This is a genomic window from Roseofilum halophilum BLCC-M91 (assembly GCF_030068445.1).
Taxonomy (GTDB): Bacteria; Cyanobacteriota; Cyanobacteriia; order Cyanobacteriales; family Desertifilaceae; genus Roseofilum; species Roseofilum halophilum.
This window is the reverse complement of the sequence record NZ_JAQPOK010000106.1, coordinates 1-15,204: the sequence shown is the minus strand read 5'-3', so window position 1 is coordinate 15,204 and position 15,204 is coordinate 1. Positions and strand designations below refer to the sequence as shown.

The window sequence follows — 15,204 nt, the reverse complement described above, 5'->3', positions numbered from 1 at the left end:
AAGTGCTATGCAATGATTATAGATGACTCCAGCCCCATTGATTTGTCGATTCAGGTATCTATTTCGTTTATGTTTGTATAGCTTAAACTTTAGGGTTTTCATGGTATTATCATAACACAGGAAAGCCGAAAAAGCCGCCCTTCCAGGGCGGGGCTTTAAACCCAATTTTCTGGTAAAGAGAATGCCATATAAGCTGTTATTTGTTTGTCTGGGCAACATTTGCCGATCGCCCTCCGCCGAAAATATCATGAACCATCTGATCGCCCAACGGGGTTTAGAAGACCAAATTGAGTGCGATTCGGCCGGGACAAGTGCCTATCATATTGGTAGCGCCCCAGACCGCCGCATGGCAGCCGCAGCAGCCAAACAAGGCATTAAGCTGCAAGGGAGAGCGCGTCAGTTCAAGCAGGAAGATTTTGAAGCATTTGATTTGATCCTGGCCATGGACAAGGACAACTATCGTAACATTTTGTACTTAGACCAGGAAAATCAGTACAAGGATAAAGTCCGTTTAATGTGTGATTTCTGTACTCGTCATCCCAATATTTCCGAAGTTCCAGACCCCTATTATGGCGGCCCAGAAGGGTTTAATCAAGTGATTGATTTGCTCATGGATGGCTGTGAGGGGTTGTTAGATCAATTAAAAATTAAAAATTATGGGTAATTAGTAATCCGCTTGTCTCCCCATCCTATTCAATCAACCGGTGTTGCATGGCATAGTGAACCAGTTCTGCCCGGTTATTCGTTAGGGTTTTGCGTAATAAGCTACTCACATATTTTTCAATCGTTCGGGGACTTAAATGCAAACGCTGGCCAATTTGTGCATTTGATAAACCATTGGTGAGTAAATGCAGAACATCCCATTCTCGATTAGTCAAAGCCAGATCTGGCGGTGCAACTTTGGCACTCAAGGGTTCCGAAGAATCGGGAATGGGAGGTATTGAGGCTTTAGACGTTGCCTGCATCATCAATGAATAGCGTTCAATCAAATTCCGTACCACTGCCCCTAACTCTTCAAGTTCAAAGGGTTTAGGTAAATAAACATCACATCCCAACTGATAGCCCCGAATCCGGTCTTCCATCGTTGTATGAGCTGTTAAGAAAACTACCGGCAATAGACGAAATTCCGGTTTTTTACGGATCTGTCGCACCAATTCGTAGCCATCCATCAAGGGCATGGCAATATCTGTGACTATCAGATAGGGATGATATTGTTCAACCTGTTGCAGGGCTTCTTGTCCGTGTGCCGCCAGGATAACTGAATAGCCTCCCTGTTCTAAATAGTCTTGAATGGCAAGGCGCGTTCCCAGATCGTCTTCGACAACCAGAATCACCAGTGACATGGGAATAGGTTAGGCAAAAGGCAAAAGGTAAAAGGCAATAGATTATGGGGGCTAGACTTGAACATTTAAGTTAAGGAAATAAGTTAAGGAAAGTCCTAACCACCTTGGCGGTTGCTATAGTTGTTCTGTTTTTGGGTTTTGAGTCGTTCAATTTCTTGTTGTAGTTCTTGGAGTTGATGACGCAGGTTTTCTGCTTCGTTTCTTGCTGACTTGGGTGCTTCTGAGTCAACATTGACCGATCCTTCGGCTGCTTCTTGGCGATAATTGCCTTGGCGAATTTGGGCATATTCTGGGGAATCATACCAAGTTTGTAGATATTGGAGCCGGTCAACGGGGAAGGGATGACTTAAAAAGGTTCCCTGGCCTCCATTGTACAGAAGAAATTTATAAACCTGATTGAGATTGTCTCGATCCAGGTCTTGATAGGTTTGAGATTGACGGATAAATTCTTGCAGGTTGATTTCATGGCCATATTGATTCGATCCCCCTGCCATTTTCATCATCGTATTCATGACTAGGGGAAGGTTGTCGGTGACCAGCAGAGCGGCCCGATCTGCTGATAGTTCGGCTTTGCGTCGCCATTCATAGAAGGCATAGATGAGGCCGCTGCTGACCACGTTGCCTAAGCCAAAGGTCATTTCACCGATCGCGGCTGCGGTATTCATGGCCCAGATGGCCATCTGAATTAAAATGGTGTGGCCACACTTAATATGGCCAAGTTCGTGAGCCAGGACTGTTTTAATTTCCGCTTCACTCATCAAGTCTAATAAGCCGGTATTGAGGACAATAAACGGCTTATCCTTACCCAAAGCATAACTATTGACTTGGGGATTTTGGGATACAAATAAGTCCGGTTCTGGGGAAACATCGAGATCGCGGACAGATTCTCGAAACAGTTGATAAATGCTGGAATACTGGCGGGGCCCCACTTCAATACTGTTACCCATTAAATAGATATACTGAGGACGTTCGTAAATAAATTCGACAAACTTGCGAGCAACTGCATCAAATCCAGGGAAACTGCGTAAGGTTTGTTCGGCTTCCCAGTCTAGGGGATGACGGAAGGCTTCGCTAGAAATTCCGGTATAAGTGGGCATAAGGGTTGATCTATCTTAAGGGTACTGTTACAAACTGTTCACTAACCTCTTATTATGATGACATTTCTTGGCTGGCGTTGTCGTTAATTCGATTTAAACCCACCTCTGGTTTCGGAGCGGGTGAACAAGGCCGCGAACTTAACCTCAGTTTTGGTTAAGCGATCGCCAAGATGTACCCTAGAGTTGGATGGGGTAAAGTGGGTTCATCGGTTTAATGACCCCATTACCAATTACCCATTACTAGCGGAAAGCGCTATACAATGCAAGCGTTGATACATTCTATAAGAAGGTCATGAAAGTAGTAGCCCTTGTTCCTGGTGGCATTGGCGATCAAATCCTGTTTTTTCCGACGCTCGATCGCCTGAAACAATCCTATCCCAAAGCTGAAATCGATGTCATCGTCGAACCTCGGTCAAAGGGAGCTTATCGCGTCAGTCAGTCTGTCAATGATGTTTTTGCCTTTGATTTCAAAGACCGCAACTCTCCAGCAGACTGGGGGAATTTATTGGGTATTTTACGCGATCGCGAATACGAAGTCGCCCTTTCCCTCGGTCAACGCTGGACAGTTGGCCTGCTCCTCTGGCTCACCGGTATTCCCACCCGCATCAGTTATCAAGGCCCGGGGTCTTTCTTCCTCTCTAACCCCATTGCCCTCAAAACCGAGCAATATGCGGCCCATATGTACTATGACCTGCTCCAAGGTCTTAACATCACCGGCCCCTGTCCAGAACTCTCCCTCAATGTCCCCAAAAAAGACATTGAATGGGCCGAACAGGAGCAGCAAAAGCTGGGTATCGGAGAAGGGGGCTATCTGTTGATTCATGGAGGGTCTAGCCAACTGGCCCAAACCAAAGGCATTAAGAAAATCTATCCCGTGGAAAAATGGCAAGAAATTCTCCAAACCCTCAACCAGCAACAGCCAGATTTATCAATGGTTGTGCTGAAAGGCCCCGAAGACGAAGCGTTTGTTAGCCAATTGCTCCAAGGAAGTCCCAGCTTGAAAGTCACCTCTGCGCCAGATATTGGTAAACTGGCCGCCATGATTGCCAATGCCAATTTGATGCTCTGTACTGATAGTGCCCCCATGCATTTGTCTGTGGCTGTGAAAACCTTTACCATTGCTCTGTTTGGCCCCACAGATCCGCAAAAATTACTCCCTGCCAGTGACAAATATATCGGCATTTCCTCCCCTACGGGCAAGATAGCAGATATCACCCCCCAAATGGTACTCGACAAAATCCTAGGCAGTTAGCTCTCTATCGTTTGCCCTCATCCCCCAGCCCCTTCTCCCACAGGCGCTGCCTTGAGCGAAGCCGAAGGAAGAAGGGGAACAGAGGCTCTGTAGGTGCGTAATTATTGATGCAAAAAAACCTTAAGAAACTTAAGCGACTTCATCCACTTTCCCAAATTAATCCCTATAGTACAGTCAGGTTGGGAATAAATGTCAATCAGGGAATAGGAAAATGGTTGGGTTTTGGAGTGGAAACCATCTATATTCGCGATACAAACGCCGTTGGGTAAGGTTCCTGGCGATCGCTGTGGCAGTTGCTTTGCTTGTTGCGACAGGAGTGCCAGCAGTGGGGACGGAGCAATCGAGGGCATTCTTGGCGACTGCTGAGACGACTGATTTAATTGATAAAGGTCGTCAATTGTATCGACAACAGGAGTATGAACAGGCGATCGCCCTTTGGCAAGAAGCTCTCGATCGATTTGAACTTAGGGGTGAAACAGCCCAACAAGCACTCACTCTTAGTTATCTCGCTCTCACAGATCGACATTTGGGCAACTGGGAGAGCGCCCAAACCCACCTTAACAGGGCCCTGAAACTCTTAGAGCGTTCGCCCTCAGAAGTCCGTATTATTGCTCAAGTTCTCAATACTCAAGGACAACTTTATCACGGTCAAGGACAATTTAAGGCCGCTCTATCAGCTTGGGAAAAGGCTGAACAAGCCTATCAGCAAGCCGGAGATGCAGAAGGAGTCACAGGTAGCCAACTGAATCAAGCTTCAGTGCTGCAACAGTTAGGCTTAAATGAGCGATCGCAAGAATTCCTTAATGCTCTGATCGAACGCTTAGAAAGTCAACCCCATAGCCTCCTAAAAGTGCAAGCCTTGAGAACATTGGGGGTGAGTTTCCATCTTGCTGCACAGTGGCGAAAGGCACAAGAATTGCTGGAAGAGAGCTTAACCCTGAGCCAGACGCTTAACACTCCTTTGGAAATGGCTCAAAGTTTATTGAGTCTGGGAAATCTAGCCAAAGATTGCCACCATCGAGAAGTAGCTCTAGACTATTATCAACAGGCGATCGCCACAACCCCAGATCATCTCCTGCTCAACGTCCAAGCTACCGCCAACCTTCTGCGACTGCACATCGAACAACAAGCCTTTACCGACGCTCTAGAACTCATTGCCCCCTTAAAAGCAGATCTCAACCAACTGCCCCTCAGCCACAGCAGTATTTACGCCCATCTCAACATTGCCGAAAGTCTCTTGAGACTCTTTAAGCTTCAACCCCAACTCGATCCCACACTCCTAGAAACCGCCACCCAACTCACCGAACTTACCAGACAACAAAGCATTACCCTCAAAGATACTAGAGCGCAAGGTTGGGCAACGCTGCAACTGGGCAAATTCTATGCCGAAAACGAACAATTAGAAACTGCCCTAGAACTGACTCAAGAAGCCCTGTTCATGGCGCAAAAAATTGGTGCGGCTGACTTGCAAGCAAGAGCGAATTGGCAACAAGGGCAATTGTTCATAAAACAAGAAGATCGAGACTCTGCCCTAGTTGCCTATCGCTCGGCAGTCGATACCCTAGAGTCAATTCGGGGCGATGTGGTAACGACAAATCCCCAGATGCAATTTTCCTTTAGCGACGATATCGATCCGGTTTATCGAGGATTAATTGGTCTGTTGTTGCAAACTGATAAAGATAGCCAAAAAGATCCCGCCCGCGTGCAAGAAGCGCGGGAAATTCTCGAAGCTTTGCAACTCGCAGAATTAGATCATTTTTTCCGGGAAGCCTGTCGAGCCAACCGACCGAAACCGATCGATAAAATTGACCCGAAAGCGGCCGTTATTTATCCGATTATTTTACCCGATCGCCTGGAAGTCATTCTCACGCTTCCCGGCCAAAACCAACAACACTATTCTACCCCCATTCCCCAGCCGGAATTAGAGGCACATTTATACCAAATGCGCCAATCTCTCCATCCTGCCTATTCTAATCAAGAACGGCTGAAACTATATCAACAGGCTTACCATTGGCTGATTGAACCCGCAGAAAGTGCCTTGAAAAACCACCAGATTGAAACCCTGGTGTTTGTTCTCGATAGTCAGTTGCAAAATGTGCCCATGGCTGCGCTCTATAATGGGGAACGCTATTTAATTGAAGATTATGCGATCGCCCTAACAAAAAGCTTGCAACTGATCCAATCTCCTCCCCTAGAGCCAGAAAAGTTACAAGCACTCACCGCCGGACTCAGTGAAGCTCGCCAAGGATTTCGACCCCTTCCCGGTGTCGCTTCGGAAGTAGAACAAATTAGTCATGAGATTCAAACTCGCGTGTTGCTCGATCGCCAATTTACGGCTGAGGAACTGAAAAAAGCGATACAGGAAACTCCTTTTCCTATTGTTCATTTAGCTACCCATGGTCAGTTTAGCAGCGATGCTGAAGAGACATTTATCTTAACCTGGGATAGTCAAATTAATGTACGCGAACTCGATGATTTGGTTAGGTTGCGTTCATCACCAACTTGGCAAAACCCCATCGAATTACTCGTACTGAGTGCGTGCAAAACAGCACAAGGAGACGAGCGAGCGATATTAGGATTAGCCGGGGTTGCCCTGCGATCGGGTGCGAGAAGCACTCTGGCTACACTATGGGCCGTTCGAGATCAATCTACCGCCCAATTCATGGTTGACTTTTACCAACACCTGAATCAACCCGGAATGAGCAAAGCTAAAGCACTGCAACAAGCTCAAATTAACCTCTTACACAGTCAATATCATCATCCCATTTACTGGGCCCCCTTCGTCATGATCGGCAATTGGCTTTAGAGGCAACTTCAATTTAGTCAATGTTGAAACACCAAGAGGTGAATAATAGGATGAATAGCAACTCACATTAATCCATACTGGGGACAATGAGTCAGGACACAGAACCAAACCAACCTCTACACCAACAGGCGATCGGCGATACCAGCGCATCCGGTGAAGAGCATCCCACAACCGATCTGGATCTTCAGATTGACCAGCGTCTGATTATCTACAATTACTACAATCCATCCCAGACTCAGAGCGCCTCTAGCCCATCGAGAGAGGAACCGGATCGCTTACCGTGTCCCTATCGCGGCTTATTTCACTTTGGCCCCAAAGATGCCCAATTCTTCTTTGGACGGCAGCATTTTATCGACCAGCTCTATGAAGCCACACAAACCCGGAACTTTATTCCCATTTTGGGCACTTCTGGTAGTGGCAAATCTTCCGTGGTGTTGGCAGGGTTAGTGCCAAAGTTGCAGCAGGAAGGGGGTTGGCAGTTTACTTATTTTCGTCCAGGAGCGATGGGCAACAAAGATCAACACAAAAGTGCTGACCCCTGGTTTGCCCTGGCTCAAGCCTTAGTTCCTCTATATACTCCCAATTGGAATCAAACGCAACAGATTAAACAAAGCCATCAATTAGCAGATTGGCTCCGCAGTGGCGAGGTTTTGTTGCCAGATGTCATGGGCCAGATTAGCGATTGTTATCCCCAATCTCGGTTACTATTGATCGCCGATCAATTTGAAGAACTCTACACCCTTTGCGAGGATGAAGCCACTCGTCGCCAGTTTCTGGATCTGCTCATTGACACGATATGCGATAGAGAGTCTGACTCGCCCTTGGTCTTGGTGCTGACGATGGGGATAGATTTTCTCGCTCATGCGCTCTCCTATCCCCGTTTTGCCCAGGTGCTGCACTCGGATATGAAGTTGGCAGCGATGAGCGAGAGGCAACTGCGGGAAGTGATTGAGAAGCCAGCCCAACAATTGGGGGTGGAGTTTGAGCCGGATTTGGTGGCGAGTATTCTCGATGATATAGAGGAACCCGGAAATTTATCCTTACTGGAGGAGGCACTGACGCAACTGTGGAAACAACGGCAGGGAAAACAGATTAATTTTGTTGCTTATCAAAAGATGGGTGGAGTCAAAGGGGCGTTAACTCGTCATGCAGATGGCGTGTTGAGTCAGTGGACTCTGGAGGAAAAACAGCAAGTGCGGTCAATTTTGATGCGCTTGGTGAATCCGGGAGAAGAGACGAGGGGAGAGACGCGCCGACCGGTGATTCAAAGGGAGTTAAGCGGATATCATCGTAAATTTGTGACGACGTTAGCGGCTGAGGGGTTAGTGGTCACTTATAAGGATGGGAGGGGAGAAGAAACGGTTGAGATCGTTCATGAAGCGCTGATTCGCTACTGGGGACAATTCAGAACTTGGGTGAATGAGAATCGAGAGAGGATGGGAATGGCTGGCCAACTGGAAAGGGCAGCGAAAGAGTGGGATAAGCGAGGTCGAAGTGAAGATGATTTGTTGCAGGGAAGGCGGTTGCGAGAGGGGAAAAAATTTGCAGCAGAATATGGAGACGATTATCCCCTGTCGGAACGGGTAACTGAATGGATACAGGCCAGTGTTCGACAGAGATGGCGAAATCGCTTCAAGTTAGGGTGGCTGGTGGTGATTCCTATGGCTATGATATGGGCGATCGCCGAACCGAGAATTAGAGCCTCCAGAATTGAACAGGCTTATAACATTCTAGAATCGGGTTCTTGGGCAGAAAAACCCAAGGCAGCTCGTTATCTGGCTAGCGGTTGTCGTTGGCCAGATCGGTTGGTTAATCTCATGCCTTTGCTCTTTGGTAATTGTGAGAGTCTCAGAGAGGCCAATCTCAGTGGAGCCAACCTCAGTGGAATCAACCTCAGAGACGCTAACCTGAGTCAAGCGAACCTCAGTGGAGCCAACCTCAGTGGAAGCAACCTGATTGACTCCACCCTCAGTGGAGCCAACCTCAGTGGAAGCAACCTGAGTCAAGTTGACCTCACTCAAGCCACCTTGAGTGGAGCCACCTTGAGTGGAGCTGACCTGAGTGCAGCCACCCTTGTTGACTCCACCCTGAGTGGAGCTGACCTGAGTGGAGCCTACCTCAGTCAAGCGAACCTGAGTCAAGCGAACCTGATTGAAGCCAACCTGATTGACACGAACCTGATTAATACCAACCTCAATGGAGCCAACCTGAGTGGAGCCAACCTAATTGAAGTTAACCTTTGGGGAGCGAACCTGAGTAGAGCCAACCTGAGTAGAACCAACCTCAGTCAAGCGACCCTGTGGCAAGCGAGCCTCAGTGGAGCCACCCTCTGGGGAGCTGACCTCAGTGAAACTGACTTCAGTGGAGCTGACCTTGGTGGAGCCGACTTCCGTGATGCCTACCTCCGTGGAGCCGACTTTCGCGCAGAGGAAAAGTGGGGACAAGTGAAACACTTAACTCCTGAGCAAGTTAAATTGGCTTGTGGTTGGCAAGACGTACAATTTGATCCAGAATTCTTACAAGCCTTGAATGAATCTGGTGACCCCCAAGAGCCACCGGACTGTAGTCGTTGGGAGTAGAACGATTCACCCTAGGGAAATGAAAATGGGATCATGAAAATGGGATTCAAGAAGCGGGCAAGATGCCCGCACTCCTGGAATCGGTTGATATGTTGGATTTTTACAGGAAAAGCCAGCACAATAGAATTAAGACCTCTATAAACCCTCATCCAAGCCTATCCCTATGAGACAACCCTTTCGAGTTTCTCGATTCGGACTGCTGGGTTTAATCACAGCAGTTACCCTCAGTTTAATCGCCCCTTCAGCACCAGCAGTGATCTTTGAACCGCCAGAAGATCGAGCGCCTGACTCTACATTGGGCGGAGGATCGCGCGATCCACAACAGTGCGTCTCTGCTCAAGATACTTTACCGTCAGTCACTCCCCTACTTCCAGAGACTCGGATCGGTTTTACGGTGTCTGAGCGGCCAAAAATTTATGTCTATGTTCCTGAAGTGACGACTAAAAAGGTGTTTTTTAGCCTGCAAACTCAGACCGGAGAACAGCATTATCAGCAGGAAATGGAGCTACCAGAAACCCCTGGAATTATTGGGTTGCATCTGCCAGACGATGGGCCACCCTTAAAAGAAAATATCAATTATCAATGGAGGCTGGTCTTCATTTGCTCGGAAAGTTTAGAACCGGATAGCCCAGAATATACGGGATGGATTCGTCGCTTACCTGCACAAGAGTATTCGATTTCTTCCGACCTGTCTTTAAGGCAAGTACAAGATCTCGCTGAAGCCAAACTCTGGTATGACACGGTGTTTTCTTTAGTACAGTTGAAATCCCAAGAACCCGATAATCTAGTGTTGAGCCAAAATTGGACAGAGCTATTATCATCCGTTGGACTCGAGGCGATCGCCAATCAACCGATCCTCACATCCCAACCTTAAACTGTGCGTACTCATATCTGGCTCCCCTATGTGGCATCGTCTCAAGGCAATTTTTCAGCAATGGCAACCCTTGCTCACCATTGCTCCGAGCGTCACCGCTACGGTGATGGTTGCGGGAATGGCTGGAGGATTTCAACTGCTCGAATGGGCAACCCTAGACCAGTTTTTTCGCTATCGTCCCCTGGAAGATCGAGAGCAACGAATTACTGCGATCGCCATTGACGATGAGGATATCTATGAAATGGGCACTTGGCCCCTGAGTGATGGCACATTAGCTCAAATGATTTCTATCCTCAATGAATATAATCCGAGGGTCATTGGTTTAGATTTATATCGCGATCTCCCGGTGGCTCCAGGGACTCAAGAATGGATGCAGGTGATGGCTCAAACGCCCCATTTAATTGGCATTAAAAAAGCGGTTGGCCAACGGGTTGCACCCCCTTCTGCCCTAGAGGAAAATCAGCAGGTTGCCCTCGCAGATTTGGTGGTAGATGCGGATTCTAAAATCCGACGGGCGCTAATTGTTTCGGTGGATGAAGAGGGGCAATTATTGCCCACTTTGGGCGTGCGAACCAGTTTAGATTATTTGCGCGGCGAAGGGATTGAATTAGAAACGGTTGATTCAGAGCGCAAGTTTTATGGATTAGGAAAAGCCATATTTCGCCCCTTAACCTCTCAAAATGGCAGTTATACCCAAGCGGACTTAGGAGGCTATCAAATTCTGCTCAATTATCGGGGAAGTGAAGATCGGTTTGACTCCATCAGCATTACACAATTGCTTAAAGGGGAGTTCGATCCCGAATTGATTCGCGATCGCCTCATTCTCATCGGCTCCGTAGCTCACAGCACCAATGATTTTTTTCATACCCCCTACAGTAATCGCAATCAAGCCACCTCTGAGCCAATGCCGGGGGTTTTTATTCATGCCAATATTGCCAGCCTGATGTTAAGCGCTGCCCTAGATGGCCGCCCGTTATTATCGGTCTTATCTTTACCCTTAAAAGGTCTCTGGGTTTTCTTTTGGTCTGAGATAGGAGTGCTGTTAAGTTGGATACTCCCTAATATGAAACTCTCAGCAACCCGCAGCTTTCCCGGTCTCACTATTTTAGCCGTCAGTGCCAGTGGCGTAATTCTCTTTGGGGCGGGCTATGGTGCGTTTTTAATCGGATGGTGGATGCCGGTGATTGCGCCTCTCTCTGCGTTAACAGTTGCCGCCATTTTGGGCACGAATAGCCGCTATCAACGGCAATTACAACAGGCCAATGCCCAATTACAGGACTATTCCCAGACCTTAGAGGAAAAAGTGCGCGATCGCACCCAAGAGCTGGAACAGGCTAAAATCGCCGCCGATAGCGCCAATCAAGCCAAAAGTGAATTTTTAGCCAACATGAGCCATGAACTGCGGACTCCCCTGAATGGGATTTTAGGCTATACACAGATTCTCCAGCGATCGGATAATCTCCTCAAGTTTCAACAAGATGGAATTCAGATTATTCATCAATGTGGCTCTCATTTATTGACCTTGATTAATGATATTTTAGATTTATCCAAAATTGAAGCTAGAAAGCTAGAACTACAAAACACTTATTTTCATTTTCCCTCATTTTTAATGGGAATTGTCGAAATGTTTCGCCTGCGAGCGACACAAAAAAATATTGAATTTATCTATCAGCCGGATTCTCGGCTTCCAATTAGTGTTTATGCTGATGAAAAACGTCTGCGACAAGTATTAATCAATCTACTCGGAAACGCGATTAAATTCACAGATCAAGGCAAAGTTGTTTTTAAGGTGACGAAACAGGATATAATAGAATCTATTAAGCCTTCAGAGATAACCTCAACTTCCGATCAACAGGTTGCCATTCATATTGAAATCGAAGACACTGGGATCGGCATGACTAAGGATCAAAGGGCACAAATCTTTAAACCTTTTGAGCAGGTTGGACAAGGGAAAAAGCAGTTAGAAGGTACTGGTTTAGGGCTAACCATCAGCCAAAAAATTGTCACCTTGATGGGGAGTCAGATCCAGGTAGATAGTAGCCTAGGAGAAGGCAGTCGCTTTTGGGTTGATTTACTGTTGCATGTGGCTGCCGAAGGGGAACATCATTGTTCTAACAATCGACATAAAATTGTCGGTTTTCAAGGTGCTGTTAAAACCATTCTCATCGTGGATGATAAGTGGGAAAATCGCTCCATTGTCATTAGCTTGTTAGAATCCGTAGGGTTTAGTTGTCTTCAAGCCAATCAGGGTGAGGAAGCATTGGCTCAAATGGAGACATATAAACCCGATTTGATTATTACGAATATGATGATGCCGGTGATGGATGGGTTGGATTTAATTAAAACAGTTCGCCAGTCTAAAATCTGGAAGGATATACCGATTATTGTTTCCTCAGCTAAGGTTTTTGCTACGGATCAAGAACAGAGTTTAAAAGTGGGTGGAGATGCTTTCTTGCCGAAACCGGTACAAGTCGATCTGTTGTTTTCTTACTTACAAAAATACTTGCAATTAGAATGGATTTACGATCATCAAGAATCGGTTTATGCTGGGGTTAAAGCAGAGAGGAGGACAAGGGATTCATCTAGGAATAATCTTCCTGAAGAAGATATTGTTTTTCCAGAACAGAAAATTCTAGAGAAATTACTGAATTTAGCGCGAAGAGGTAACATTCAGAGCTTGGGGAAAGAGGCGATCGCCCTGCAAAACCATAACCCCGCCTATGTCCCGTTTGCACTGAAGCTGCAACAGTTGGCGGATAACTTTCAAGTTAAAGAAATCCGCCATTGGATTAAATCCGGCTTAAATACAGAAATTAAACGTTAATCCTAGGGAAAAAAGTTTACCAATTACCGATTACCGATTACCCATTACCAGCGCGAAGCGCTATATTGATATTTTCTAGACAGCAGACTGGCCAAACATTGGCGGTAAACTCAAGAAGTAAGCATTCATAGAAAGAGGCAGCATTTATGGCAGTAACGTCTTTTAAAAACCCGATTAAATTTGGTACAGATGGTTGGAGAGGGGTGATTGCGGCAGATTTTACGATGGAACGGGTTGCCCAAGTTGCCCCGATCGCCGCCCAGATCCTAGAAGAAGTCTATGGCGATCGCCACAGCGAAACGGAGTTTTATCGCAGTAATCGTACCGTAATTGTGGGCCACGATCGCCGGTTTTTAGCAGAAGAATTTGCCCAAGTTGCTGCCGAAGCCATTCAAAACGCTGGTTTTAATGTACTGCTCACGAATACTTATGCCCCCACTCCCGCCTTTAGTTGGGCTGCTAAAGAAAGAGGGGCCCTCGGTGCAATTGTAATGACCGCTTCCCATAACCCTGGTAAATATCTGGGCTTGAAAGTCAAAGGAGCTTTTGGCGGTTCTGTCTCCCCAGAAGTGACCCAAAAAATAGAAGCTAAACTCGGTCAAGATCTTCCCCCAGCGAAACAACCGGGAACCCTAGAGTCTTTCGATCCTTGGCCCTCCTATTGTGAAATTCTGCGCTCTAAGGTGGATATTGGAGCCATTCAAGGGGCGATTATCCAAGGTAAATTAACCGTCTTTGCCGATGTCATGCATGGAGCAGCCGGGGGAGGACTCGCGGAAATTTTAGGGGTAGATATTCGAGAATTAAATGGCGATCGCGACCCCCTGTTTGATGGCGGTGCGCCCGAACCTCTTCCCAAATATTTGCCCCAATTATTAGAGGACATGAAGAACTTTTCTAGCTCTGGAGAAAGTTCAGATCTGGTCACGGGTTTAGTCTTTGATGGGGATAGCGATCGCATCGCTGCCATAGATAAAGACGGCACATACATGAGTACCCAAATTCTGATCCCTGTCCTCATCGAACATTTAGCCACCCGACGGGGGTTTACCGGGGAAGTCGTTAAAACCATCAGTGGTTCCGATTTAATGCCCAAAGTGGCCCAACTCTATAACCTATCTGTCCATGAAACGGCGATCGGGTATAAATATATCGCCGATCGCATGTTAGAACATTCCGTCCTCATCGGCGGTGAAGAATCCGGTGGTGTGGGTTATAACACCCATATTCCCGAACGGGATGCCCTACTTTCCGCCCTCTATGTTCTCGAAGCCGTCGTGCAATCCGGGCAAAACCTTGGCCATCTGTATAGTAAACTGCAAGAAAAAACCGGGTTTTCCTCCATGTACGATCGCATTGATATCCCCTTAGCCAACATGGACGTGCGATCGCGTCTTGTACAAGAATTAGACACCCATCCCCTCACCGAAATTGCCGGAAAAGCCGTTACCGACTGCAACACCATTGACGGTTATAAATTCCGATTATCAGATGGCAGTTGGCTCCTCGTTCGCTTTAGCGGAACCGAACCCGTGTTACGTCTGTATTGTGAAGCCGCCACCCTAGAAAACGTCCATGACACCCTAAATTGGATTAAAGATTGGGCCAATACCTTCACTTAAATCCCCATTCTTAATAACGCTGCGCTAAACAAGGGGCCCCAAGGCCCCTTGTCTTGTTTCAACACAGAATTAACTGCATTTTGGCTAAAATTTACGGATAACCCACGATCGAGGTCTCACCTGATGACTCAAACAACAATTCCAGACGCTCCCCAACCCCAAGAACCTCAAGAGCGTCTATTCACCTTCGAGGAGTATCTAGAGTATGAAGGAGAACCCGATATTCTCCAGGAATTATACCGAGGAAAACTGATCCCCATGAATACACCCACCCTCAAGCATTGCCAAATCTGCGAGTTTTTGGTCTATCAACTCCAGCACTACTTTGCTGACCAGAATTTATCTTTAGTTGCCAAAACCATCGTTGGTGTCAGGACTGAAGAAAAAACATCCCGTATTCCCGATGCTGTAGTCTGTGAGCAAGCTTTGTGGGAGCAAGTCGGAGACCGAGGGGGAGCAGGAGTCTTAGATTTTGCCGAAAAGCCGATCCTAGTCGTGGAAGTCGTTAGCACGAATCGTCGAGATGATTATGTGATTAAACGCAATGAATATGAAGTGGCAGAAATAGCAGAATACTGGATTATTGACCCCAAAAAGAAACAGGTGCGCGTGTTTACGAATCCTACCAATGAAGAGGGATATGAGTATCAGGACTTTAAGGAAACAGATACCATTGTATCCCCTCAGTTTCCAGACTGGGTTGTATCAGTACAAGAACTGCTGAATCCGCCCTTAGTAGAAGGGTTAATTAAAGCCGAGCAAGAGAAACTGAAAACCCTAGAACAAGAAGCCGAGCAGGAACGCCAA

At 46.9% G+C, this 15,204-nt stretch carries 10 protein-coding genes and 1 pseudogene; 8 read left to right on the top strand and 3 right to left on the bottom strand.

The features are described 5' to 3' along the window. Positions 1-102 (bottom strand): annotated as a pseudogene (locus tag PJF56_RS22195) (transposase); the annotation flags it as partial. A gap of 79 nt (positions 103-181) precedes the next feature. Here PJF56_RS22195 and PJF56_RS14560 point away from each other — a divergent pair. Further along, positions 182-664, top strand: a complete 483-nt coding sequence (locus PJF56_RS14560; protein WP_283763410.1) for a low molecular weight protein-tyrosine-phosphatase — start codon at positions 182-184, stop codon at positions 662-664. Positions 665-689: 25 nt separating this feature from the next. Here the strand turns inward: PJF56_RS14560 and PJF56_RS14555 are convergent, their stop codons facing one another. Continuing rightward, positions 690-1,343, bottom strand: a complete 654-nt coding sequence (locus tag PJF56_RS14555) for a response regulator transcription factor (protein WP_283763409.1) — start codon at positions 1,341-1,343, stop codon at positions 690-692. Positions 1,344-1,438: 95 nt separating this feature from the next. After that, complete coding sequence (locus PJF56_RS14550; protein ID WP_283763408.1) at positions 1,439-2,440, bottom strand: M48 family metallopeptidase; 1,002 nt, start codon at positions 2,438-2,440, stop codon at positions 1,439-1,441. Positions 2,441-2,732: 292 nt separating this feature from the next. Between PJF56_RS14550 and PJF56_RS14545 the strand changes: the two genes are divergently transcribed. The 7 genes from PJF56_RS14545 to PJF56_RS14515 all read left to right on the top strand — a co-directional run. Next, positions 2,733-3,692: a glycosyltransferase family 9 protein gene (locus PJF56_RS14545; RefSeq protein ID WP_283763407.1), complete on the top strand. Its 960-nt coding sequence runs from the start codon at positions 2,733-2,735 to the stop codon at positions 3,690-3,692. A gap of 211 nt (positions 3,693-3,903) precedes the next feature. After that, complete coding sequence (locus PJF56_RS14540) at positions 3,904-6,498, top strand: CHAT domain-containing protein (protein ID WP_283763406.1); 2,595 nt, start codon at positions 3,904-3,906, stop codon at positions 6,496-6,498. An 86-nt stretch (positions 6,499-6,584) separates the two neighbouring features. Next, on the top strand, positions 6,585-9,077 hold the full coding sequence (locus tag PJF56_RS14535) for a pentapeptide repeat-containing protein (protein ID WP_283763405.1): 2,493 nt from the start codon (positions 6,585-6,587) through the stop codon (positions 9,075-9,077). 163 nt (positions 9,078-9,240) lie between these two features. Next, entirely contained in the window at positions 9,241-9,951 is a 711-nt protein-coding gene (locus PJF56_RS14530) for a DUF928 domain-containing protein (RefSeq protein ID WP_283763404.1), read from the top strand. Between the two features lie 28 nt (positions 9,952-9,979). Beyond that, positions 9,980-12,775, top strand: a complete 2,796-nt coding sequence (locus tag PJF56_RS14525) for a CHASE2 domain-containing protein (protein ID WP_283763403.1) — start codon at positions 9,980-9,982, stop codon at positions 12,773-12,775. Between the two features lie 146 nt (positions 12,776-12,921). Further along, positions 12,922-14,397: a phosphoglucomutase/phosphomannomutase family protein gene (locus PJF56_RS14520; protein WP_283763402.1), complete on the top strand. Its 1,476-nt coding sequence runs from the start codon at positions 12,922-12,924 to the stop codon at positions 14,395-14,397. Positions 14,398-14,520: 123 nt separating this feature from the next. After that, the coding region (locus PJF56_RS14515) for a Uma2 family endonuclease (protein ID WP_283763401.1) at positions 14,521-15,204 on the top strand (684 nt) is incomplete at its 3' end.